At 57.0% G+C, this 24102-nt stretch carries 20 protein-coding genes and 1 pseudogene; 7 read left to right on the forward strand and 14 right to left on the reverse strand.

What is annotated here, in order from left to right; genetic code table 11:
• Positions 1–85 precede the first annotated feature (85 nt).
• The 4 genes and pseudogenes from tnpA (at position 86) to B7E11_RS27640 (ending at position 2975) form a co-directional block, all read left to right on the forward strand.
• Positions 86–406 (forward strand): IS66 family insertion sequence element accessory protein TnpA, encoded by a 321-nt coding sequence (gene tnpA / locus B7E11_RS27625; RefSeq protein WP_080836822.1) that lies wholly within the window; start codon positions 86–88, stop codon positions 404–406.
• Positions 400–753, forward strand: a complete 354-nt coding sequence (tnpB, locus tag B7E11_RS27630; RefSeq protein WP_028598474.1) for an IS66 family insertion sequence element accessory protein TnpB — start codon at positions 400–402, stop codon at positions 751–753. The genes tnpA and tnpB overlap by 7 nt, the downstream gene beginning before the upstream one ends.
• Before the next feature lie 71 nt (positions 754–824).
• Positions 825–2399: pseudogene (gene tnpC / locus B7E11_RS27635) on the forward strand (IS66 family transposase).
• A gap of 96 nt (positions 2400–2495) precedes the next feature.
• Positions 2496–2975, forward strand: coding sequence for a transposase (locus B7E11_RS27640; protein ID WP_425430085.1), 480 nt, complete (start codon positions 2496–2498; stop codon positions 2973–2975).
• Between the two features lie 393 nt (positions 2976–3368).
• Here B7E11_RS27640 and B7E11_RS27645 read toward each other — a convergent pair whose 3' ends face one another.
• From B7E11_RS27645 to B7E11_RS27655, 3 genes are all read right to left on the reverse strand, one after another.
• Positions 3369–4199, reverse strand: a complete 831-nt coding sequence (locus tag B7E11_RS27645) for a carbohydrate ABC transporter permease (RefSeq protein ID WP_080840645.1) — start codon at positions 4197–4199, stop codon at positions 3369–3371.
• Positions 4199–5080 (reverse strand): carbohydrate ABC transporter permease, encoded by an 882-nt coding sequence (locus B7E11_RS27650; protein ID WP_080840646.1) that lies wholly within the window; start codon positions 5078–5080, stop codon positions 4199–4201. Before B7E11_RS27650 ends, B7E11_RS27645 begins: the two co-directional genes overlap by 1 nt.
• An 84-nt stretch (positions 5081–5164) precedes the next feature.
• Entirely contained in the window at positions 5165–6568 is a 1404-nt protein-coding gene (locus tag B7E11_RS27655) for an extracellular solute-binding protein (protein ID WP_080840647.1), read from the reverse strand.
• Positions 6569–6726: 158 nt separating this feature from the next.
• Between B7E11_RS27655 and B7E11_RS27660 the strand changes: the two genes are divergently transcribed.
• Both B7E11_RS27660 and B7E11_RS27665 read left to right on the forward strand, forming a co-directional pair.
• Positions 6727–7281 (forward strand): histidine phosphatase family protein, encoded by a 555-nt coding sequence (locus B7E11_RS27660; RefSeq protein ID WP_080840648.1) that lies wholly within the window; start codon positions 6727–6729, stop codon positions 7279–7281.
• Positions 7282–8514 (forward strand): aminopeptidase, encoded by a 1233-nt coding sequence (locus B7E11_RS27665; protein ID WP_080840649.1) that lies wholly within the window; start codon positions 7282–7284, stop codon positions 8512–8514.
• 59 nt (positions 8515–8573) lie between these two features.
• Here B7E11_RS27665 and B7E11_RS27670 read toward each other — a convergent pair whose 3' ends face one another.
• The 9 genes from B7E11_RS27670 to B7E11_RS27710 form a co-directional block, all read right to left on the reverse strand.
• A complete protein-coding gene (locus B7E11_RS27670) occupies positions 8574–9215 on the reverse strand; it encodes a fumarylacetoacetate hydrolase family protein (protein WP_080840650.1) in 642 nt (213 codons plus the stop codon).
• Positions 9212–9979 carry a glycerophosphodiester phosphodiesterase gene (locus B7E11_RS27675; RefSeq protein WP_080840651.1) on the reverse strand — a complete coding sequence of 256 codons (768 nt, stop codon included), beginning with the start codon at positions 9977–9979 and terminating at the stop codon, positions 9212–9214. Before B7E11_RS27675 ends, B7E11_RS27670 begins: the two co-directional genes overlap by 4 nt.
• 38 nt (positions 9980–10017) lie before the next feature.
• The gene (locus B7E11_RS27680) at positions 10018–11484 is read right to left on the reverse strand and encodes a CapA family protein (RefSeq protein ID WP_245809836.1); all 1467 of its coding nucleotides are present in this window, start codon (positions 11482–11484) and stop codon (positions 10018–10020) included.
• A 173-nt stretch (positions 11485–11657) separates the two neighbouring features.
• Positions 11658–12950, reverse strand: a complete 1293-nt coding sequence (ltrA, locus tag B7E11_RS27685) for a group II intron reverse transcriptase/maturase (protein WP_080840652.1) — start codon at positions 12948–12950, stop codon at positions 11658–11660.
• Between the two features lie 660 nt (positions 12951–13610).
• A complete protein-coding gene (locus tag B7E11_RS27690) occupies positions 13611–14009 on the reverse strand; it encodes an MGMT family protein (RefSeq protein ID WP_080840653.1) in 399 nt (132 codons plus the stop codon).
• A gap of 425 nt (positions 14010–14434) precedes the next feature.
• The gene (locus B7E11_RS27695; RefSeq protein ID WP_080840654.1) at positions 14435–16891 is read right to left on the reverse strand and encodes a hypothetical protein; all 2457 of its coding nucleotides are present in this window, start codon (positions 16889–16891) and stop codon (positions 14435–14437) included.
• A gap of 106 nt (positions 16892–16997) precedes the next feature.
• Positions 16998–17828, reverse strand: a complete 831-nt coding sequence (locus B7E11_RS27700; RefSeq protein ID WP_080840655.1) for a carbohydrate ABC transporter permease — start codon at positions 17826–17828, stop codon at positions 16998–17000.
• The gene (locus tag B7E11_RS27705) at positions 17828–18718 is read right to left on the reverse strand and encodes a carbohydrate ABC transporter permease (protein WP_176220921.1); all 891 of its coding nucleotides are present in this window, start codon (positions 18716–18718) and stop codon (positions 17828–17830) included. Before B7E11_RS27705 ends, B7E11_RS27700 begins: the two co-directional genes overlap by 1 nt.
• 121 nt (positions 18719–18839) lie before the next feature.
• Positions 18840–20168, reverse strand: coding sequence for an ABC transporter substrate-binding protein (locus tag B7E11_RS27710; protein WP_176220922.1), 1329 nt, complete (start codon positions 20166–20168; stop codon positions 18840–18842).
• 124 nt (positions 20169–20292) lie between these two features.
• Here B7E11_RS27710 and B7E11_RS27715 point away from each other — a divergent pair, with 124 nt between their 5' ends.
• The gene (locus B7E11_RS27715; RefSeq protein ID WP_080840658.1) at positions 20293–21513 is read left to right on the forward strand and encodes an IS256 family transposase; all 1221 of its coding nucleotides are present in this window, start codon (positions 20293–20295) and stop codon (positions 21511–21513) included.
• A gap of 246 nt (positions 21514–21759) precedes the next feature.
• On the opposite strand, the gene B7E11_RS27720 is transcribed toward B7E11_RS27715, so the two are convergent.
• A complete protein-coding gene (locus B7E11_RS27720) occupies positions 21760–22317 on the reverse strand; it encodes a hypothetical protein (protein WP_080840659.1) in 558 nt (185 codons plus the stop codon).
• A 159-nt stretch (positions 22318–22476) separates the two neighbouring features.
• Positions 22477–24099, reverse strand: coding sequence for a response regulator (locus B7E11_RS27725; RefSeq protein ID WP_080840660.1), 1623 nt, complete (start codon positions 24097–24099; stop codon positions 22477–22479).
• Positions 24100–24102: the final 3 nt, after the last annotated feature.

Consider the following 24102-nt stretch of genomic DNA (forward strand, 5'->3'; position numbering starts at 1 on the left):
GTAAGCGTCAAACTCTCCCCACCTTCGTTCCTTGCAATAACCGTGAGATAATCCTCCTCATAGTCCAATTGGGGGAGGATTTTTTATGGCCAGAGAAGACGTACAGAAGAAATGGGAAGAACGAATTGCCGCTTTCCGTTCCAGTGGAGAAAAAGCAGCAAGATGGTGCAAAGCCAATCAGGTGGATCGTCGCGGGCTCTATACATGGATGAAGAGACTAAGCGGTTCATCCCCTGCTGCTGTCAAGTCAGCCACCTTCGTCAAAGCTCATATTACTCCCGAGCCGGAAGCCACACCTTCGGCTTGCCTTCGCATCCGAATCGGCGCAGCCGTCATCGAGGTTGACGCCGGGTTCAATCCCGCTTTGCTCCGCGACGTGGTGCAGGCTTTGGAGGTCATATGCTGAGCGAATTAACCAGCCGTCAGGTATTTCTGGCTTGTGGCAGCACGGATTTACGTAAATCCATCGACGGATTGGCTGCTCTTGTCCAAGAGGGGCTCGGACTGAATCCATTCTCTCCATGCTTGTTCGTCTTTTGCAACCGCGAGCGGAACAAGTTAAAGATCTTGTATTGGGAGCACAACGGTTTCTGGCTGTTCTACCGCCGGCTCGAGCGCGGCACGTTCCAGTGGCCCAGGGATCACAGCGATCCGGTCACGGTCACGACCCGCGAGCTCCGCTGGCTGCTGGACGGACTTTCGCTCAGCCAGCGGCAGGCTCACCCGAAAGTGACCGCCGCTACGGTCATTTAGCAATCTATTCCTTACTTAATTCGACATATGTTATGGCAGGCGTTGCCCCCATCCGTGCCGAAGTATACCATATGGAAAATCGAGCGGAATCGCCTCAGATCGAAGAGCTTCGGCAACAAAATGCGAAGCTGGAACAACAAAATATCGAGCTATCGGCCAAGCTCAAGTGGTACGAGGAACAGTTCCGTCTGGCGCAGCAAAAGCGCTTCGGCACTTCCAGCGAGAAGACGAATCCGGACCAGATGGAGCTGAATCTGTTCAACGAAGCCGAAGTGCTGGCCACACCAGCCGGACAAGAGCCACCTACAGAGAAGATCACGTACGAGCGCCGCAAACAGACGGGCAAGCGTGAAGACGACTTCTCCGACCTGCCGGTAGAGACCGTCGTGTACAAACTCGAGGAAGGCGAACGGTCCTGTGCTTGCTGCGGCGGCTCGCTGCATGAGATGACGACTGAGATGCGCAGCGAGATCGCGCTGGTGCCCCCGCAGGTCAAGGTCATGCGGCATATTCGTCAAGTCTATGCTTGCCGCCACTGCGAGCGTCATGAGATCCAGACACCCATCGTCACGGCGCCCATGCCGAGGCCCGTCTATCCCGGAAGCTTGGCTTCGCCGTCCAGCATGGCCTACGTCATGACGCAGAAATATGTGGATGGCTTGCCCCTGTACCGGCAAGAGCAGCAGTTCGCGCGTCTTGGCTATACGTTGTCTCGCCAGACGATGGCGAACTGGATGATGTATGGTGCGGAGCAATGGCTGTCTCCGCTGTTTGCTGCCATGAAGGCGTATCTGCTGCGGCAAGAAGTGCTGCATGCCGACGAGACGACGCTTCAGGTGCTGCGCGAAGAAGGCAAGTCCGCGGAAGCGACGTCCTACCTGTGGCTATATCGGACCGGACGTGATGTGCCGCCGGCAATACTCTACGAATACCAACGGACGCGGGGCGGCGAACATCCGCGCAACTTCCTGTCCGGATTCAAAGGCTATTTGCATGTGGATGGGTACCCTGGGTACCACAAGGTGGCAGACGTGAAGCTCGTCGGTTGTTGGGCACATGCCCGGCGCAAGTACGACGAGGCGCTGAAGGCAGGGCCGCCGGAGATGAGGAAGCTGGGAACCGTTGCAGGACAGGGCCTGGCTTACTGTAACCAGCTGTATGCGATTGAACGGGACCTTGCCGAAGTCTCCGCTGAAGAGCGACAGGCGAAGAGGCAGGAGCAAAGCCTGCCGGTGCTTAACGCCTATCATGGATGGCTGAAGGAGCAACGGGCCAAAACCCTGCTGAAGAGCCTGTCTGGTCAAGCGATCGCCTACAGCTTGAATCAGTGGGATAAGCTTACTGCGTTCCTGTCAGATGGGCGGCTGGAGCTCGACAACAATCGGAGCGAGCGGTCGATCAAACCGTTCGTGATCGGGCGCAAAAACTGGCTGTTCGCCAACACGCCTCGCGGCGCGAAGGCTAGCGCGGTAATCTACAGCGTGATCGAATCGGCCAAGGAGAATGTTCTGCACCCGTTCAACTACTAAAAGTCCCTCTTCGAGCAGTTGCCGCAAATCTCTGGACCGCTCGATGCCGACGCGCTCGACCCCTTCATGCCATGGTCGCACGAGCTACCGGCTGAGTGCCGATTAAGTAAAAAGTAACTACAGATTAGTCGAACTGAGCTCCCGCCGCTAGGTGGGGGCTATTTGACGCTTACTCTNAAAGTTCAAGTGCTGATCCAACCATACGAAGAAGAGGTGAAATTGCTAGATACGATTCCCGGCATGGATCGCACAGCGGCAATCACGCTGCTGGCTGAAATTACGCCTAATGCGGCTAAGCATTTCTCGTCAGATGCCAAGCTGGCCTCTTGGGTCGGTGTAGCCCCTGGGAACAACGAAAGTGCAGGCGTGAAAAAAAAAGCTAAAGCCCGTAAAGGGAACAAATATGCAAAAGGGATCTTATGCCAAGCGGCATGGGCAAACGCTAGAAGCAGCAACCGAATTGGCGACTATTTCAGGAGGGTAAGAAAGCGCCGAGGTGACCAAAAAGCAGCTGTCGCCACAGCCCATCTGATTTTGCGAATCGCCTATGCGATGCTTCGAGACCGGGTAAATTACCAGGAAATTGAATCCATCGTATTTCAGGAGTCGACCTCCAAGATGGTGGAACGTTTAACGAAACAGTTGCACCAGCTTGGATATAATGTCGATTTGAAACCTACTGGAACAACCTAAATTTTAAAAAAATTAGGGTTGAGATTTCGGGGTAGTGGGTCTTTTTTTTGCCTTCTTACGGCACTTCATTTTCGTATAAAAATTTACCCAACTGATCCCGGCCGCATGCGTTTGACCGGCCGAGGTGAGTAACATTTACCCCACTGAGTACGGCCGCACGCGTACAAACGGTTCGGATGAGTATCCACAACTCGACCGTTGCCCCCGAAGGGCCGAGCCGACTTTCGGCACGGACGGAGGCGATGCCGCTGGAGAAAGGTTCCCGCTGCCCGAGCGGCGCGTCCGATCCAAGCAAACTTGTCCGGGCGCTTTCGCACGGCAAATAACCTGAACTTTCTTTTAGCCTACGAAATTGCCCTCCGCCGGCCGAGAAGACCGAATGGAGGGCGAACCTTACCCCTTAACGCTTCCCGCCGTCAGCCCTTCGATGATTTTTTTCTGCAGGAAGGCGTAGATGACGAGAACCGGCACGACGCTGAACACGATGCCGGTGCAGACGAGCGCGTAATTCGTTTGGAACGCGTCGCGAAAGCCGACCATGCCGGTCGGAAGCGTCCGAAGCGAGTCCTTGCTCAAAAAGAAATTCGCCAGCAAGTATTCGTTCCAGTTGCCCAGAAAATTGACGATGAACACCGTCACGAGAGCCGGCACCGTCAGCGGCAGCACGATCCGGAAAAACAGCCCCGGGGCGCTCAGGCCGTCGACGATCGCCGCTTCTTCCAGCTCGTTCGGAATCGAACGCATGAACGCCGAGATCAGCAGGACGCTGAGCGGCAGCGCTCCGGCCGTATACGGCAAAAACAGCGACCAATGCGTGTTCAGGATGCCCAGATTCCGCACGAGCAAATATTGCGCGATAAACAGCACGTTGCCGGGGATGAGCATGCCGATCAGCACGAACTGGTAAATCCAGCCGCTTGCCCGGACGAACTTCATGCGGGTCAGCGCGAACGCGGTTCCCGCCGCCAGCAGGACGCCGACGACCGCCGAGGAGAGCGACAAGTACAGGCTGTTGAAAAAATAGACGTTGATGTTCGCCTTGACCCACGCTTCCTTGTAATTCCCGAATTCCCAAACGGTCGGCAGGCCGAACGGGCGCGTCGCGATCTCGGTATTGTTCGCCTTGAAGGAAGACAGCAGGACGAACAGGAACGGCAGCAGAATGACGACGACGTACGCCATCATGACGACATGCGGTATCGATTTTTTGACGGCGGCCGGCATCAGTATTCAATCCTTTCCTGTCTTCTCGCGAACAAGACCTGGTACAAGGCGGTAAGAACGAGCGCACAAATGAAAATGACGATCGACAGCGCCGTGCCGTAGCCGTATTCCCCGTACTTGATCGCTTTGTTCACCATGTAGGAAGCCATCACTTCGGTCGCGCCCGCCGGCCCCCCGTTCGTCATGACGAGCACGATGTCGACGACGCGCAGGGCGCCCGCGATCGACAGCATGATGACGACGTTGACGATCGGTTTGATGAGCGGCACGGTCAAGTACCACGCCCGCTGCACGCCGGTCGCGCCGTCGATTTTGGCCGCCTCGTCGATGTCCCTCGGGATGGCCAGGATGGCGGCGAGAATGAGGACGATATAAAAGCCCATCCACTGCCAGGCGTTCGTGATCAAAATCGAGATCATCGCCCACCGCGATTCCGCCAGCCAGTAGATCGGGTCGATGCCGAGCAGCCCCAGCAAATTGTTGAGGAGCCCCACATCCGGATCGTAAATGTACCCCCACAAAATGCCGATGACCGAGGTGGACAGAATGGACGGCATGAACACGGTCGTTTTGTAAAATCCCTGAAACCGTTTGACGTTGCTGATAAGCAGGGAGAAAACGACGATGAGCGGCACCTGCACGCAGCACGAAAACAGCAAAATATAGACGTTGTTCACGATCGAGGCCCGAAACTCGGGGTCTTGAAAGGCGGTGGCGAAATTGTCGAAGCCGATGAAATTTTGCCGGTTGAGCCCGTCCCAGTCCGTAAATCCGTAATATACGGAAGTAAGCATCGGATAGATGAAAAACAGAAAGTAAAGCGCGATCGTAGGCAAAACGAACATCAAATATACATAAGGATTGCGAAGCGCATTTTTCATGGTGAAACTCCTCCGCCGTCGTTAAAGTCGGGAAGAGCAAGGAGCCGCCCGCAACCCGGGCGGCTCCTCTCCCCTTTGCAAACGTTATTGGACTGCGGCCGCGTTTTCGGCGTCCTGCACCTTCTGGATGGCGTCGGCCACTTCCTGAGGCGTCGCTTTGCCGGCGATCAGCTTTTGCAGCTGCGTCTCGGTTTCGGTGTAAACTTTCGATTGAACGACGGAATCGAAATGCGGGAACGTCACGCCCGCTCCGTTCAATACGTCGAGCACCTGCTTCACGATCGGGTCGCTCACCTGGGCGACGGACGCCTCCGACAGCTTCATCGAAGGCAGCACGCCGTCCTCGAGCAAGCCGCGAAGCTGCATTTCGTCGCTGTACATATTTTTGATGAACGCTTTGACCGCTTTCAGCTCGTTTTCGTTCAGATCGGCGGAGAACCCGTAGCCTTCGCCGTAGTTGGCGTTGACGGACGTTTGGTCGCCCTTGCCGTTCGGCAGCGCCGGCAGCGTCACGAACGCCACTTTGCCGGCGACGGCCGCGCCTACGGCATCGTTCTTGAACGCCGAGGAGCGCCACGAACCGTCGAACATCATCCCGGCTTTGCCCGCCACGAAATCGTTCAGCATGTCGCCGTATTCCTTGCCCAGCTCGCCCTTCGTGAAGTAGCCTTTATCGACCCATTCCTTGTAGAGCGTATAGGCTGCGACGACGTCGGGCGAATTCCACTTGGCGGCGCCTGTCGTGAAGCCCGTGATCGTCTCGGGCCCGGCCAGGCGGCCGATGAACGTGTTGATCGTCATGTTCGGCACCCATGCGCCCTTGGAGCCTACGGCGAACGGCGTGATGCCGTTTTCCTTCAGCGTATCGGCCGCCTTGATCAGATCGTCCCACGTCGTCGGCGGGTTCAGGCCGTACTGCGCGAACAATTCGGTGTTGTAGAAAATGCCCTCGGTATTGCCGCCGATCGGCAGCCCGTATACTTTGCCGTCGACCGAGAACGGGTCGAGCACGTTGAGGAACTGGTCCTTAAGCCCCAGCTCGTCGAGAATCGGCGTCAGATCGAGCAGGCGTCCCGCCTTTGCGTATTTTTGCGTGTCGCCCGCGCCGCCGAAGATGGACATGATTTTAGGAGGATTGCCGGCGGCCATTTCGGCCGGAAGCTTCGTGAAGCGGTTGACGCTGTCTTCCACGCCGTCCAGCTCGAATTTGAGGCCGGGCACTTCTTCTTCGGTTTTTTTGACGACGTCGTCGAGAATCGCTTTGCGGAACTTCTGCGGATCGCCGATTTGAATATGACGGAGCGATACCGTAAAGTTTTCAACCTTCTCCGGAGACGGGGATTCGGTCGGCGATGCCGAAGCGCTCGGGCTCGGGCTTGCCGACGGGCTGCCGCTCGCTTCCGGAGCGTTGCCGTTGCCGCCGCACCCGGCCAAGACCGCGGATAAAGCGACGCAGACGGCCAAGACGGATGTCCATTTCTTTTTCACGTGTAAGACCCTCCCAAAACAAAATTTGGTTGCTTGCTGTATCTTTATTGTAAAAGGGATCGGGCCCGAAGTAAGTGCGTCATTCCGATAAAAGAGGGATACAATCGTCTTGCGGGCTCCGGTTGAAATGAGTCGGCAAATGGGCTATCATTCCAAATATGAAAATCGGATTGATTCGCCACTACCGGGTATTGAAGCCGCTCCCGGACAAAAAGCTCGTATCGGGAGCGGAGCTTGGACGCTGGTTCGCCGAGTACGAGGAAGCCGATATCGAATTGGGAACGACCGCGCTCGGCGATACCCGCTGGAGCCGCTGCTTTTCCAGCGACCTGCCGCGAGCCGCCAAAACGGCCGAACATGTTTTCCGGGGACCCGTGCGTTTCCTTCCCGATCTTCGGGAAATTCCGGCGCCGGAGTTCGGCCGTTGGCTGAAGCTGCCCGTTCCGGCCTGGTTCGTGCTCATCCGGGCGTCGGAATGGATCAACCGCAAGTCGCGGCGGGACATCAAGGAAGCGAAGCGGCGCATCGCGCGCGTGCTCGACGAGGCGCTCTCGGAATCCGAAGCCGACACGCTTATCGTCAGCCATGCCGCGATGATGGTCTATTTGCGCAAAGAGCTCATCGCAAGAGGCTTCAAGGGACCGTCCTTTTTCGTACCGGAAAACGGCCGGCTGTATGTATTCGAAAAAGACAACGAACTGGAGGAAAAGTAAATGGCATCGTTCCAGGAAAAGCTGGCCCGCTACGCGGACCTGATCGTGAACATCGGCGTTCATCTGCAACCCGGCCAAAAGCTTGTCGTCAACGCGGCCGTCGACGCCGCCGAGCTCGTGCGCGAAATCGCCCGCAAAGGCTACGAGGCCGGAGCCTATACCGTCAAAGTCAACTGGTCGGACGACACCGTCGCGCGGCTTCGTTACGACCATGCGCCGGACGAGGCTTTTTTGGAGGAACCGAAATGGTACGCCGGCGAAATGATGGAACTCGTCGAAAACAACGCGGCCGTCGTCAGCGTCGTCTCCTCCGACCCGGATTTGCTGAAGGGCGTCGCGCAGGAGCGGATCGCCAACCATCAGAAAACGTACGGCAAGGCGATGGCCAAATACAGGCAATATTCGCAAGCCAACAAATTCAGCTGGTGCGTCGTCGCCGCTCCTTCCGAGGCGTGGGCGGCCAAAGTGTTCCCCGACGCCCCCGAAACCGAGCGGGTCGCGAAGCTGTGGGAAGCGATTTTCCAGGCGGTGCGCGTCGACCGGGAGGATCCGAACGCGGCCTGGGAACGGCACATCTCGACGCTGAACGAAAAAGCCGATTATTTGAATGCCAAGCAGTATAAGGAGCTTCACTACGTCGCCCCCGGCACGGATCTGTACGTAGGTCTTCCGGATGGCCATCTGTGGGTGGCGGCCGACAGCGTCAACGAGCGGGGAACGAACTTCGTCGCCAATATGCCGACCGAAGAAGTGTTCACCGCGCCGCATGCCGAGCGTACTCGCGGCTATGTCTCCGCGACGAAGCCGCTCAGCTACGGCGGAACGGTCATCGACGGCTTCAAGCTGACGTTCGAGAACGGCCGGATCGTGCAGGCGGAAGCGGAAAAGGGCGAAGAAACGCTCAAGCGGCTCATCGAGATGGACGAAGGTTCGCGCCGGCTCGGCGAAGTGGCGCTTGTGCCGCACCGCTCCCCGATTTCGGAATCGAACATTTTGTACTACAATACCCTGTTCGATGAGAACGCGTCCAACCATTTCGCCATCGGCAGCGCCTACGCCTTTTGCTTGCAGGACGGTACGTCGATGTCGCAGGAGGAGCTTGCGGCGAAAGGCTTAAACCGCAGCCTGGCGCACGTCGACTTCATGGTCGGCTCGGCGGAAATGGACATTTTCGGCGTTACCGAAGACGGCAAGGAAGAACCCGTCTTTCGCAAAGGCAACTGGGCATTTTGACCAAAAGCGCGAAAAGCTCCTCCCCCTGTCCATGCGGCGGGGAAGGAGCTTTTTTCGTTTTATTCGTCCGTTTTCAGTCTAACGACGGCGCTGCCAACCGATTCCTCGGCCCAGAGGAGCGTCAGCTCGTCCCCGTCGCTTACCCGCCCGACGCCCGCCGGCGTTCCGGTGAACAGCGCGTCGCCCGGTCCGAGGCCGTAATGGGCCGCGACGAAGGCGGACAATTCGTCTAGGCCGAACACCATGTCGCGGACGTTGCCGCGCTGAACTTCCGTCCCTCCGATGCGAAGGGAAAAGTCTTTTTCGGCCAGCTCCTCGGTTCCGGGAAACGGCAGCCAGGCGCCGAGCCCGGCCGAGTTTTTGAAGCCTTTGGCCGGCAGCCACGGATAGCCTTTCGCTTTGATTCCGTCCTGAACGTCGCGCAGCGTAAAATCGAGGCCGACCGTGAAATGCGACACGACGTCGTCGAGCGAAACGCCGGGCTCATAGGGTTTTGCGAACAGGAGCACCAGCTCCGCCTCGTAATGGACCGAGCCTTGCGAGCCCGGCAGCGCCGCCTCGCGCTCCCACGGCACGGCCGCGTGCGTCGGCTTTGTGAAAATCATCGGCCTCTCCGGGACCGCATTTCCGAGTTCGGCGGCATGCAGCCAGTAATTGCGTCCTACGCAATAGATGTTGCGGATGGGAGTCGGATTCTTCATCTTCTGCTATCTGCTCCTTGTCGGACCGCTTGAAGCCAACGGTCGGGATAATTGGTGCAAATTTGAAAAGCTTGCGGCATCGCGGCCAATTTCGCGAGTTCTCGCCGGTCGTTGACCGTCCAGGCCATGATGCGGATTCCCGCCTCCTCGGCATCCCGCAGCAGGGCGGCGTTCAGGCGCCTGTAATCGATCGACAGCACGTCCGCCCCGAGCGCTCGCAATCGTTCCACGAGCCGGGGGCTTCGCTTGTCGACGATCAGACCGGTGCAGACTTCCGGCAGGTGCCGCCTTGCCGCAACGATCAATTCGGGGTCGAACGAAGTGATGACGGCCTCTTGTTCGATCCGGTAGCTTCGAAGCAGTTCCGTTACGTTTTTTGCCAGGAGGTCCTTATCGAGCCCGCCTTCCTTCAATTCGATGTTCAGCCGGCAGCGGCCCGCCGCGAGCTTCAGCACCTGCTCCAGCGCCGGGACCGGCTCGCCCTCGTAAATCGGATGAAACCAGCGGCCCGCGTCCACGGCCGATAGCTCCTGCGCGGTCTTGTCCCTAACTTTGCCTTTGGCATTGGTCGTCCGGTTTAACGTCGCGTCATGAATGACCACGGGCACTTCGTCCTTGCTTAAATGGACGTCGAGTTCGATCCATTGAACGGAAGGCTCGCTCATCGCCAGACGGAAGGCTGCCAATGTATTTTCCGGCGCTCCTCCGGACCAGCCGCGATGAGCGACGCACGGATGAAGATACGATTGCTGCGATACTTCCATTGAGGATCTCCCTTCGGCCGCAGAACCGGAAGACGATTCTACTCGTTTGTTGCGCTTTCGGTCGTTTTTTCCGGGGACTCCCCTTCCGCGCCTTCGGAGCTTTCCGACGGTTGCGGGGCTTTTGCGGCTTTATCCGGAGCCGGAACGATGTTGCCCAGTTCGTCGACTTCCGCGCGAATGGACAAATCGTCGAGACGGCCGAGCAGCAGTTGGGAATCGATCGGCACCATCGGCGCGGGCTGCGATTGTTCCGCGAACATCGGCACGAATGCCAGGGAACAGCCTCCGTCTTTGCCGCAAGTCGCGTTGAGCACGCCCGTCTGCTGGGTCAACGTATTTCCGTTCGACGTAAACACGAAATTGCCCAGGCTGTACGCGATCCATTTGCCTTTATACGATTCGAAGCCCTGCAAAATATGCGGGTGGCTGCCGATGACCAGATCGGCGCCGGCATCGATAAACGCATGGCTTCGGTCCGTTTGCCGCTCGACCGGATTTTCGTTCAGCTCCTCGCCCCAGTGAACCATTACGACAACGACGTCGGCAAGCTTCCTCGCCGCCTGAATGGCCGCCTTCGAGCGCGTCAAATCGTAAGCCTCGGCGACGCCCGGATTGTTCTTGTCGGCTTTCCACTCCGTTACGGGCACGATGTTGGTCACCCCGATATAGGCGACGGTGATCCCGTTGCTCTCGATATAGACGGGCGTGAACGCCTCCGTATCGTCCCTGCCCGCCCCGACATGCTGGATGCCGGCGTCGTTCAAATGATCCATCGTGTCGCTGAGGCCCTCCCAGCCCTGGTCTAGCGTATGATTGTTCGCCAGCGACACGATGTCGAAGCCTGCGTTTTTAAGCCCGGCCAAATATTCGGGCTTGCCTTTAAAAACGTATTTCTTGTTTTCCGCGGGGGTGCCGCGCTCCGTAATCGGCGCCTCCAGATTACCGGCCGTAATGTCGGCCGCTTCCAGGATGCTCTTGGACGCCGCGAACGGGTAATCGACGCCGTTTTTGTCCATTAGCTCCCCGACCCTCGCCGCCGGCAAAATGTCCCCGACAAAAGCGAGCGTCACTTGCGGCCCGTCCGTCGACCCGCCGGCGTCCGGCCCGGTTGCTTCTCCGGGAAGCCCGCCGTTCCCGGGCTCGGCCGAATCGCCGCCGCCCGCTTCCGGAGGCCGATTGCCGGAATCTCCGCCCGACGGCTCCGGCGAAGGTTCTTGAGACGGCTCACGGGACGGCTCGCCTGCCGAATCCGTCGCGCTCCCGTTTGCAGACTCCGGGGCGTTTGCGGAATCGTTCGTCCCCGTTGCGGGCGCGGTCGGGGAACCGGCCGCCTGCTCCGTCTCCGGAGGCGCTCCCGTCGCCGCTTCCCCTCGCTGTTGCAGCCAAGAGGCGCCCCAAACTCCGACGACGGCAAAGAGCGCGACGATTAAAAACAGGTTCACGTAAAGCAGCAGACGGGCGCGCCTTCGCGACTTCTGCCTCGAACGGGTGCGAGAATACGGCATAACGTTTCTTCCCCCCACTTCCATTTCCTGCCCCGTATTATACCATAACCCGTTCGCCTCGCCGACCGCGCTAGAGTGAAGGACTGAAATAAATTCAGCCCCTCCTCATCAAACCGTACGTGAGGTTTTCCCTCATACGGCTTTCCGATGTTCGTCATTCATGTGCGTGCGACTTACAAAAGCGTCTTGAGTCCATACATTTGGCAGAGCAACTTAACCTCATTTCCAGAACTGCGCCAGCGACTACGCTGGCGCTTCTTTGCGTACCACTTCGTTAGCCTTGTGCGGATGTACCCATCTAACTTTGTCATCCATTTGGAACTGTATGGCGTCGAATAGTAGTTCTTCCAGCCTTGGATTCTCAGGTTGAGCCAGTCCACATGTTCTTGGAACGAAACGTGCCGCATTTTCGGCGGCGCGAGTCGTTCTTTAACGACTTCCCGAATGTGTTTCTCTGCTTTAACACAGAGCCATTGTTGCGTCGTATAGTACACGCGGTTCTGCCCCGTTTCTGCTTTCGTCTTCCGGTGGTGCATGCCGAGGAAGTCAAACCCTTCTTCTCCCGTCCATATCCCCACAATCCGCGTCTTTTCCGGATGCAAGGTCAGTTCCAGACGCTCCATTATCGCTTGAATGAGTTTGTACCCATGGAGCGCATCTTTCTTTGTCTTGCACACGACGACAAAGTCGTCTGCGTACCGCGTGAGTTCCCCGACCTCTTTGCCATGCTTTTCCCACAATCGGTCGAAGTAGTTCAGGTAGATGTTCGCCAGTAGCGGCGAGATCACCCCGCCCTGCGGCGTTCCCAGATCGGAACGTCTGACCGTTCCTTCCTCCGTCACTCCTGCTCCGAGCCATTGCCGAATGAGCTTGAGAATGCGTCTGTCGCTGATTCGCATTTCTACCAGTTTCATGAGCTTCTCTTGGTTAATGTTGTCGAAGTAGCCTTGGATGTCGACGTCGACCACCCAATTGCCTTTGCGGTTGCAGGCTTTACGGATTCGCTCCAGCGCTTGTTTTGCGCCTCGCTTCGGTCGAAAGCCAAACGAGCATTCCTGAAAATCGGCTTCAAAGATCGGTTCCACTATGAGTTTCGTTGCCATTTGCACGACGCGGTCCCTTACCGTTGGAATGCCGAGCGGGCGTTTCCGTCCGTCTTTCTTCGGAATGTAGTGACGGCGCACGGGCTGGGGGCGGTAGGACTTCTTCTGGAGCCGTTCTCGGCATTCCGCTACGAATCGGTCTTCACCCATCTTCGCTATATCTGCCAAGGTTTCACCGTCGATGCCTGCCGCTCCTTTGTTTGCCCGTACTCTCCGCCACGCTTCCTGTAGCACATCCAATCGAGGGACTTTGTCGTACAGTGCATGGAACTTTCTGCTCTTGCTCGTCTTGGCCGCATGACCTAGCTTCTCTTGGAGTTGTTGAACTTTTTCTGTTGGTGTCGTTAGCCTTCTGGCATTCACTCACTCGTACCTCCTTGTGAAGCTTGAACAAAGCAGGGCGCCTTCCCTCCCGCAGGTTGTGTTGTCCTGCGTTCCCCGGTACTATTCGCCCCTCGGACTCCCTTCCTGCAGACGGATCACTTCACCTTTTGGCTTATAGAGCGTCTCTTTACGGTTTCGAAAAAAAAAAAAATCTCCGTGCAGGGGAGGGTCTCCCCAGTTCACTGCATCCTCTTTCATCCCATGCCGATCCCTCTACGCCGGAGGATTCTTCGCTGACGCTCCAAGTTCTTATCAGCTTCCATGGCCTTCGCCCATGCTCGCGGGGCTCGGCTTCCTCTTTTCCCTCTTGCGAGGCCTTTTTGACGACGCGGCAGGATTCACTTTATGTTACGGCCTGACATGTTGCTCGCCCTGTCTCCGACAGGTACTTTCGTCGATACGCTTCTACGCACAGCTTTCGGCATACGCAGGTATCCTAGCTACACAGGGGCTTGGCCCCTCCTGTGACCGGACTTTCACCGGCTAGAAGATGCGTGCTTAGCTGGGCACGCAAAACATTAAAAAACGCCAAAGAAACGTCCTTTGGCGCCTGCCCGGCAATGAAAAATCAGGTGCCGGATGCCGGCCGGATTCGAATCCGCGCCGGCCCCGGGCCGTTAGCTTCTTCGCCTTCGCGATTCACGCCCAGATCGCCCCGGCGCCCGTCTCGGTTCCAGTTCCGGATTCCGCTCGCGGCTCCCAATCGAATCTCGTTTCGCTCCCTTGCTCGATTCCGGGCTCATACAGACATTGCGCCAAATCGACCCTGCCGCTGCCGGCCCAGATGACGCCCTCTTCCTCCAGCAAATGCAGCTGCGAATATCGAGCTTCCCCTTCCGGCAAAGCGATTTCCCCCTTCGCGTTGACGACCCGCTGCCACGGGAGCCCCTGCTTGCGGCTTTGCGAATGCAAAATCCGCACGACCTGACGAGCGCCCCGCGGACTTCCCGCGTATCTGGCAATTTGGCCGTAGGTCATCACCTTGCCTTCGGGAATGCTTTGGACAATGCGAATGACGCTTTGCGTAAACGGCTCCATCGTTCTCCTCCCGAACTTTTTCCTATTTGAAAAAAGTATAGCACAGCGGGCGGGGCTGTTGGCGGCAAATCCGTAAACGGATCGACTCGCCGGTTTCCAGCCCGCGGTGCATCCGAAATTTTCGCCCTTGACGCTTGCCAGCTTCTAACTTCCGATAAAGACAAACGCCCCTTCGCCATCGACTGCCATAAACATGCCCAACGCGGGCTGAGATGAGTCGCCACGACTCAAATGAATCGTTAGCGCGCGTGCGAAACCGGGGAGATGAGTATTTTTTACTCAAGTGCGCGTGGCTTCATGCGTTTGGCGAACTGAGATGAGTCGCCACGACTCAAATGAATCGTTAGCGCGCGTGCGAAAGCGGCGGGATGAGTCACAAGAAAGCCGCGGCTTCCCGCCAATCGCGGTCAGTCGCGGCCTTAGCCTTACTCTCCGTCCAGGCTTACGATGCGAACGGGTCCGGTCAGCTCCCACTTCGCGAAATGCCAGTCCTTGCCAAGCGTCCGTTCCGGCGCATCCGGCCGGTCGGCGAAGTTTTTCTCGCCCGCGTATTGCGCAGGGCTCGTCAAGTGCCGGTCGCCGTCGATATGGCGGTGCGGGCCGTACACGTTGAACGTGCTCGGGTACAGGTCGACGGCGATTTCATGCTCTCCGGGCGGCAGCCCTTCCGGCAGCCCGACCGTCCACTCCGGCCCCCAGCACCAGCCGAGGCCGGTCTCGCCGACCCGGACATAGGCGGCTGCCGCCTCTATGCCGGTCAATTGCAGCGCGCGCCGCCCGCCGCCGATCGGCTCGGCAAGCGTGGCGGTTTTGCGGGCCGTCGCCGGCTCGCCCGCGAACGGAAACCCGGAAACGATCCAGTTTCCGGCCTCGATCTCCCCGATCGGAGCGAGCGCGAACGGGCCTTCCGTTTTCCATTGCCGACCGTCCTTCTCGGCAAAGGGCGACAGGCTGCGGGCCGCAAAGCTCCCCAGCAGGAACGCCGCCGGGCGGGGCTCCCCTCCCGGAGCGGGAACGACGCGGACGGACAGCTTCGTTTGCCCGGCGAGCAGCTCGTCCGGGACGCGGGCCGCGAACCGTCCGCCTTCCTCGGTCAAGCCAAGCTCTTGACCGTTTACGCTTGCGCTTGCGACGGGATCGTGAAGCACGAGCGTCAAGCTGCCGATCCGAACCGGCTGCGCAAGCTCGTACTCCGCCCCAAGCGAGCCCTCCGGACGTGCTTCGAACTCGACGGACAAACGGTTCGTTCGCGGCGCTTCGCACGCCCATTCCGATTGCTCCGGGATAACCGGAGCCGGAGCCGCCGGGGCTGGAGCCGATGCTTCCGCGGAGGCGGGCACGATGGCTCCGCGCCGTCCGCCAAACGCCGCCCGCCAGTCGTCCCCTCCCAGCACCCGGATGCCGGCGTCGCGCAGCCGCCGCTCCTGCTCCGGATCGTTCCAGCGGCAGCCCTCCGGGACAAGGACGCTGCGGTAGGCCCGCCGGCCGATCCAAAGCTTGCCGTCCTCGATGCGGCCGTCCTCTTCGATCGCCCGCTCCTCGGACAGCTCGTAATGAATACCTTCCGCATGCAGCCGCTCCACCAGCTCGACGAAACGATTGCTGATTCGCCCGCTCGCCGAGTCCGGCACGCTCGAGCCGTCGTGCTCGTTCATTTGCCCCGCGTCGGCCGGATCGAACAGCGCCGCGACGCCGCGAGTCGGCGTGACGACGAGCGCGTCCGGCTCCGCGCGCAAATCGGGCAGCCGCGACGCCTTTTCCTTCACGGAAGCGAGCAGCTCGGGAAACGCCTCCTTCCACGTCAAATGGGACGGCATGGACGGCGGCCAGTCCTGGATCGCCTGCGTTTTCAGCCTGAACTGGTTCAAGTGCAGCACGAATTCCCCGATGCCGTGGCCGGCCAGCCATAAAATATAGTTCGCAAACGATTCCGGCGAAACGCCCCAGCCGCTGCCGCCCATCGCTTCGGCGAGACAGCCGTTTCTTCCTTGCTGAACGGCGACCGAATGGGCGATCCGCGGATAGAAGTTGTTGCCCGGGTACCGTTCCAGCGCATCGATCGCGGGCGTCTCGACCCCCTTCAGCACCCGGAAGCACGAACCGCTGTAGGACAATTGGAAAAACGGATTTTCCTCGCCCTTCAAATGCGCCGTAAACCGCTTGCCGTGCGCCGCGCACCACTCCCCGATCGGCTTGTAAAAGCCTTCGACGAGCGCATCCGTCAGCATTTCCCAAAAACGGGCGCGAACGCGCTCGAACCCGTCCCCTTCCTTGAACAAAAGGGGCAGCAGCGGAAAAAGCGCTTCGCCGTACCGTTCCTCGTACATCTCCGGGAATCGGTCGTTCCATGGCAGCGCGCCGGTTTTGACCGTAATGCCGTGTCCGTCCAGAAACGCCACTTCGTCCGCAAAGAAGCCGGTCACATAATCGAAGGCTTCGGGCTTCAAGCCCTTCCGGTAGCCTTCGTGCGTAATGTCGATAAAAAGCCGGGTCGTCTCGGAGTCGAACGAAGACACCGCGAACTTCGACCCGAACGAAATCCGCATTTCTCCGTTTGCCGTTTCCGTCCCTTTGACCCATTTACAGGTCGAATCCGGTCGCCTTGCGAGCACTTCCCCCCCGGCCGTGCCCGACGGCCAGCCGTTTTCGTCGTACAGCCAGAACTCCATGCCGATCGATTTCGCATATAAAACAAGATCCGAAACGATGTCCAAGTACGCTTCGCTCATATAAGCCGGCCGGTTCGGATAAAACCGGGGATGAAAAATAACGCCGTCCAGCCCCGCCGCTTTCAGCTCGTCCAATTGCGCCCGAAGCGGCTCCGTTTTCAACTCGTCGTTGATCGACCAAAAACTCAAAAACCTCAAGCCCCGGCTGTTCATCCGCCGCCCCCCTCGAATCGCGCTTTTCTTCCGATACTAGAGTACCGCACTCCAAACGAAAACGAGTTGATCGATTTTAAGATAAAAGCGCATTTTTTTGCGATGTTTACCCTTTTACCGCTCCGGCCGTAATGCCGCTTATAATGAAACGCTGGGCAAACAGATAAACGACGAGGATCGGAAGCACGATCAGGCAAACGCCAGCGAAGATGAGCGACCAGTCGTTGTAGTACATGCCCTGGAACGACGACAGCTGCACCGTAATCGTCGCCTTGCGGCTGTCGGACAAATAAAGCATCGGCATCAGAAAATCGTTCCAGACCGAGAACAGGTTGAGCACCGTAACCGTCGTGACCGCAGGCTTGAGCAGCGGCAGCACGATGCGGAAAAACGTCCGATACATGCCCGAGCCGTCGACGAGCGCGGCTTCCTCGAGCTCCCTCGGGACGCCCCGCACGAATCCGCTCAGCAGAAAGACCGAAAACGGAGCCAGCATGCCGAGATAAATGAAAATGACGCCCTGGTACGTGTTGATGATATCCAGGCCTTGCAGCACCTTGTACAACGGAATCATCGCCATTTGAAACGGCACGATCATCCCCGCCAGGAACAGCAAGTACACCGCGTTGTAGAAGCGATTGTTGCGCCGGGAGATCGCGTAAGCCGCCATGGAGGCGAAGATGACGACGCCCGCGACGGACACGACGGCGATGCCGATCGTATTGAGGATCGAACGAAAATAATGCATCGTATCGAACGCCTTCGAGAACGAAGCGCCCGTCCACGCTTCCGGGAGTCCGAACGGATTGGCCGCAAGATCGGCCGGCGTCTTGAACGCGGACAGAAAAATCAGGACGATCGGATAAATATAGACCAGCGTAAAGCACCACAGCAGCGCCTTTCCGATCCGGCCGAGCAGAGGCAGCGAACGGTTCATTACATGTCCACCTCTCTTTTGCGCAAAATCGTCACCATGACGACCGTGATGATCAAAATGCAGACGAACAGCGTCACGGACAGCGCGGACCCGTATCCCCAGCGGATGCCGCTGCCGAAGCCGAGCTGATAAATCATCGTGGCGACCGATTCGGTTTCGTAGCCCGGCCCGCCCCCCGTCAAGGCGTAAATCTGGTTAAAAAGCTGAAGGTTGCCGATGAGGCTGAGAATGATATTGATCGTAAAAGAAGGCGCGATCAGCGGGAACGTAATATGCCGGAATCGTTTCCAGCGGGAAGCGCCGTCCAGATCGCCGCTTTCGTACAATTCCTTGGAAATGCCCTGGAGGCCGGCAATGTAGATGACCATCGAATAGCCCATGCACTGCCAAATCGTGACCAGAATGATCATCCAGCGGGCCGGTCCGGGTTCGCTCAGCCAGCCCATTTTGAGCGATTCGAGATGCAGCGCGTCCAGAATGTTGTTGACGACGCCGATGTTCGGCTCCAGGATGAAGCCCCAAACGTAACCGATGAGCAGCGTCGAGAAAATATAGGGCATGAACAGCATCGTCCGCATGAAGTTGACGCCTCGGAACTTGCGGACCAGCAGGAGCGCGGCCGCGAGGCCGATCGCGTTTTGCAAAATCGTGATGCTGACCGTGTACAAAATCGTATTGCGAAAGGAAGCCAGGATCATCCGGTCCTGAAACATCTCCCTGTAATTGTCGAGGCCGATAAATTCCGTCGTGATTCCGTCCCAATCGGTAAACGAATAATATGTCGAGCTAAGCGTGGGAATCAAAAAAAAGCCGAGGTAAAACGCGAGAGCGGGAATAACGAAAACGAGCCACTTCATCTCCACGATCCAATTGCGTCTCTGTTTGATCATCTTTGGCAGTCCTTTCATTCCTTGAACGGCCGTACGGCCGGCTCCGTTACGGTTCGAAGCCGGCCGCGCGGGTTCAAAAGTCTGCAGTCGGGTTTACGGCGGGGCGATTATTTGTTCAGCTCTATTTGTTCAGCGCTTTGGCGTTGGCCGCGTCGTAATCGGCGATGAATTCGTCGGGCGTGATGCCTTTCGCCAGCAGATTTTGCATTTGTTTTTCCATGTTGAACGTCGTGCCGGTCGGCTGGTAGTTGCCGTTGGTCGCCCACCAGTCCGGCTGCACCTCCGCCGTTTCCATATAGCCCTGCACTTCCTCGACGAACGGATTGTCGACCTGCACCTTCGTGTTGGTCGGGATGCCGTTCAGGTCCTGAATGATCCGGGATTGGTTCTCGGCGCTCAAATAGAGATCCATCGCCTTCTTCGCCGTTTCGACGTCCTTCGTCTTCGCGTTGATCATCATGCCTTCGTCGGCGCTGGTCGGCAGCACCGTCGGTTCGCCCGGCTCGTTCAGCGGCAGCGGGAAGAAGCCGATTTCGGCGTCCGGATTGGCGCTTTGGATGACGCTGAGCTGCCACGTTCCGGTTACCATCATCGCGGCTTTGCCGGTCGCCACCATCTGGCTGGCGATATTGGCGTCGGTGCCGAGGTAATCGTCGGAGAAGTAGCCTTTTTCCGCCCAGTCAAGTTGAACGTTCAGCACCTTCTTCACGTCGTCCGCAATGTCGGCGTACTTCAGCTCTCCGGTCGCCAGCTTTTCCCGGATCGTTTCGTCCTTCGCGTTGATATATTGGCCGAAGGCGATGAACGGAACGATTTGCGCGGCCCACGTGTCCTTGAAGCCGCCGGCCATCGGCGCGATGCCGGCCGCCTTCAGCTTATCCATCGCCGCCGTATACTCCTCGATATTGGTCGGAACCGCAATGCCGTTGTCCTCGAAAACCTGCTTGTTGTACAGCACGCCGAGCGCGTTCGTCGATACCGGGACATAATAAAGCTTGCCGTCCGGGTTATTTTTGCGGGCTTCGATGACCGACGGCAAAAACTCCGCGACCGAAGGCAGATCGGACAAGTCGACGAATTGATCCGACTGAATCGACAGCTTTTCCGCGATCATATACAAATTTTTATCGATGCCGTGCGTCATGACGAGATCCGGCAAGTCGTCGGACGCAAACTTCGTTTTCAGCGTCGTTCCGTATTGGTCGCTCGGCACGTTTTGCATATCGATCGTAACGTTCAGCTGATCCTTCGCGTCCTGGATCCAGGCGTCGGTGGAAACGTTCCGGCCGGAATATGTCCACGTCAAATAACGCAGCGTCGACGCTCCTTCGCCTTCCGATCCGCCGGAACCCGCGGGCGCGGAATCGTTGTTCGATCCGCAAGCCGTCAGCACCGTCGCCGCCAGCGCGATCGCCGCGCCGATGGCTAACGTTTTCTTTTTGCGTGTCATGTTGACCCCTCCGTATATGAATAAGATGTCCTCGTCGTTCATTATAGCCGTAGAGTCTGTAAAATACTTTGTGTAAACTCTCAAACCTACTAAAATGAAATCATGGAGAGGTTGGGGAGCACACATGGGATTATGGACGAAAGAGCAGCTGCGGAGTTTCATCAAGGAGAATAATCTGGTCACCGCACAGGATGCGCAGAATGCGCTAAAGGACCTGTTTGCCGAAACGCTGCAAGAAATGCTAGAGGCCGAAATGGATACGCACCTGGGCTATAGCAAGCATGACGTGCAGAACAAGCAGACGAAGAACAGTCGCAACGGTAAGAGCAAGAAAATCGTCACTAGCGAGTACGGCGACCAGGAGATTGCCGTGCCACGGGATCGCCTGGGCGAGTTCGAGCCGCTCGTGGTGAAGAAGCATCAGTCCAACGTGACGGGGATCGAGGATCAGATCGTCGCCCTGTACGCCAAAGGCGTCAGCACGCGGGAGATCCAGGACCATCTGCAGAATCTCTATGGTTTGGAGGTCTCGCCAACCTTTATTTCCAATGTCACGAATAAGATCATTCCGCTCATCAAAGAGTGGCAGAATCGGCCGTTGCAGGGCGTATACGCGGTCGTCTTCCTGGACGCCATCCACTTCAAGGTGAAGCAAGACGGTGTGATCGTGAACAAAGCTGCTTACATGGTCATTGGGATCGACATGGACGGCAACAAGGACGTGCTGGGCATGTGGATCGCCGTGAACGCGTCCCCGAAGTTCTCGCTTAGCCCCCTGAACGATCTTCAGAGTCGCCGCGTTCAGGACATCCTTATCACCTGTGTCGACAACCTCACGGGCTTCTCCCAGGCGATCTCTGCCTGTTATCCGAAGACGGAGATTCAGAAGTGCATCATCCACCAGATCCGCAACTCCACGCGCTACGTCTCCTACAAGGATCTGAAGAAGGTGACGGCCGATCTGAAGCCCATCTACAAGGCTGCTACGGAGGAAATGGCTCTGCTGGAACTCGACCGCTTTGAGGAGACGTGGGGCGCCAAGTATCCCCTTATTGTCCGCTCATGGCGCAGCAATTGGGACGAACTCGCCACCTTCTTCAAGTATCCGCCTGAGCTTCGTAAGCTCATCTACACGACGAACATGATTGAGAGCTATCATCGCCAATTGCGAAAAGTCACCAAAGGGAAAAGCATCTTCCCAAGCGACGAGGCGCTACTGAAAATGCTGTACTTAGTCACGATGGACGTCACCCGCAAATGGACCGGTCGTGTTCAAAACTGGGGACAGATGCTCCTGCAGCTCTCCGTCTTCTTTCCGGACCGGATCGGCCAGCACTTACCTTGAGGAGGCTAATCTCCCCTTCGGAGAGATGCCTATAAAAGAGTTTACACAAAATTATTGACAGACCCTAGCCGTAGGCTTTCGGCGGCACATTCCAATCCTTTGACCTGTTTCGTTATACTTTTTTTACTTTGTGAAAAGAAAGCGACCTTAGTCGCAAAATTTTGGACTAAGGCCGCTTAATTTGACTTTATATTTATTTTATTGTCTGAATCTGTTTGAAGGGATTCGTTTTACTTTTTCGAATCGTTACTTAGCATATTCTTCAGCCGGACCTTTTTCATACCATTCACGAACTCCATCTTCATTTACCTTGGTCAAGAGGGTCACCACGACAGCATTTCCATTTTTTCGTTCCCAGAATAGATAGGCTTTACCTTGCTCTTTATTTAACAATAACGCCGGCCAGTAATCCCCAATCTTTAATGCATCCTGACGCGCTTTTCCCATGAAAGCAGCATTAAAAGAAAATGCTTCTTTTTGGGTAAGATAATTGGTGAATTCTATACTAACATCCGCACTGTTTATCCTTTGCCAACCGTTTTCTGTACTTAATTCCTCAATCAAGTTCTTTTCTATGATAGCTTGGCTACGGTCCCAAGTGTCTACAATTTCTTGGATGAGTTTAGGATCGTCTTTCCATTGTTCAAACATAGGTTCTTGGTATTGTATGTGTGCAGTGCCTGCCTCCAGTTGTTCGATTAGTGTCTTCTCTCCAGTTGCCTTAATTTCGCCGGACGATAGGGCTATAGCCGCTCCAATTACCAATACAAATCCACCCAAGGATAAAATTTCTTTAAATCTCATACTTACCTCCCGAAAATTAACACGGCCTTATTCTTTAGTATATTTTCACCTCATTTATGGTTTTATAAAGATTATAAGTAAAAAATCCTTTTTTTGTAAATGAGTCAGAAGGCTTAAGCACAGTAAATACATAGATACTTTTATCTATGCAATCTTGTATCAAGTTCTGTTTTTCCGGTATTCCGAAGGCGTGCATCCGTAGTAATCCTTGAACTTTTTCAAAAAATAGCTGACATTCTCGTAGCCGACCAGCGCGGAAATGTCGTTCACTTTAAGCTGTTCCTCGCTCAACAATCGGGCGGCGGCTTCCATGCGAACCTGGCTGACGTATTCGTTAAACGTCGTTCCCGCTTCGTTTTTGAACATTCTCGACAAATAGGCCGGGTTCAGATGGAACGTTTCCGCGACGCCGTACAAGGAAATTTCGCGTCCGTAATTCGTGTCGATATAGTGAATGATTTCGCCGACCGCCTTTTTCGCTCCGGTCTTCTGCGCCGAGCCCAGAAACGCCATGACGGCCTCCAGCATCGCCTCGAGCCCCTGCTTCATCTGATCGTACGATTGCAGCTCGGACCAGGCGATGCCCGCCTGCTCGGACGGCTGCAGCACCTGCTCCAAAACGGCGTTGTATTTCTTCAGCAGCTTGCGGACGCTGACCGTCAGCTCATGCATCGTATTGCGGATGCTGTCGGGATGGATCGTGACGCTCGCTTTCCATTCGTCGAAAAGCATGCCGACCTGATCGCGCACCTGGCGCCGATATCCGTTTTCCACGTAGTACAAAAGCGCTTTTTCCTTGTCGTCCGGATACATGTAATACTGGTTTCGGCTGCTGACCTCGTCGGTATGCACGATCCGGCCTTCGTGCACGATGCCGGCGTTGCGAACCGCCTCGGCCGCTTCCTCGTACGAATGGACCGCGTCGGCCGCATCGGTGAATTCCCTGCCGACTCCGGCGATCAGCCGAAGCCCGTTCAGCCTTTCGATTTTGTCCATGACCGAATGAATGCCCGCGTAAAGCTCGTTCAATTCCCGCTCGTCGTCCGCTTCGTCGAGCCCTTTGATCCAGACGAACTCGTTCTGCTGCCCGTATTTGCGGAAGACGACTCCGTCGCCAAGCGGCTGCAACAGCTCTTCCAGCAAGTTCAGCATGACGAAGCTGGTCAGTCCCGCATCGCTTTTATATTTCGTTCGCGCGATTTCCGCGAAGTTGTCCGCCTGCAAAACCAAAACCGCCATTTTCGGCCACAGCTCGGCCAGACCGGCTTTGGCCGCCGTTTGCCGAATTTGGGAGGCGTTTAAGCCCGGTTCGGTCGCCAGCCGCGTCAACAGCCGTTCCTTCGTCAGCGGTCCGCTTTCGTTGACTTTAATATGCAGCTCGATGAGGCTGTTTTCGCGCGTTTCGTCTTCTTTCAGCTTCGCGGCTGCCCGGAGCAGCGTGCGCTCCAGCTGATCCTCGTCGATCGGCTTCAATACGTAATCGAACGCCTGGTAGGTGACCGCTTTTTGCGCGTATTCGAATTTCGAATATCCGCTCAGCATCACGCAAAGGATATGCGGAAATTCCCGATGCACCCGCTCCAGCAGCTGAATGCCGTCCATGACGGGCATCCGGATGTCGGTAATGAGCAGATGGGGCGGATTTTCGCGAATCATTTCGAGCGCCGCCTGCCCGTTGCGCGCCTCCCCGGCAATTTCCATCCCGAGCTTCGCCCAGTCCATTTGTTCCCGAATGCTGATCCGGGTCCACTCCTCGTCGTCGACGATCAATACTCGCAGCATCGT

Origin of the sequence: Cohnella massiliensis, assembly GCF_900169535.1 — a bacterium.
Taxonomy (GTDB): Bacteria; Bacillota; Bacilli; order Paenibacillales; family Paenibacillaceae; genus Cohnella; species Cohnella algarum.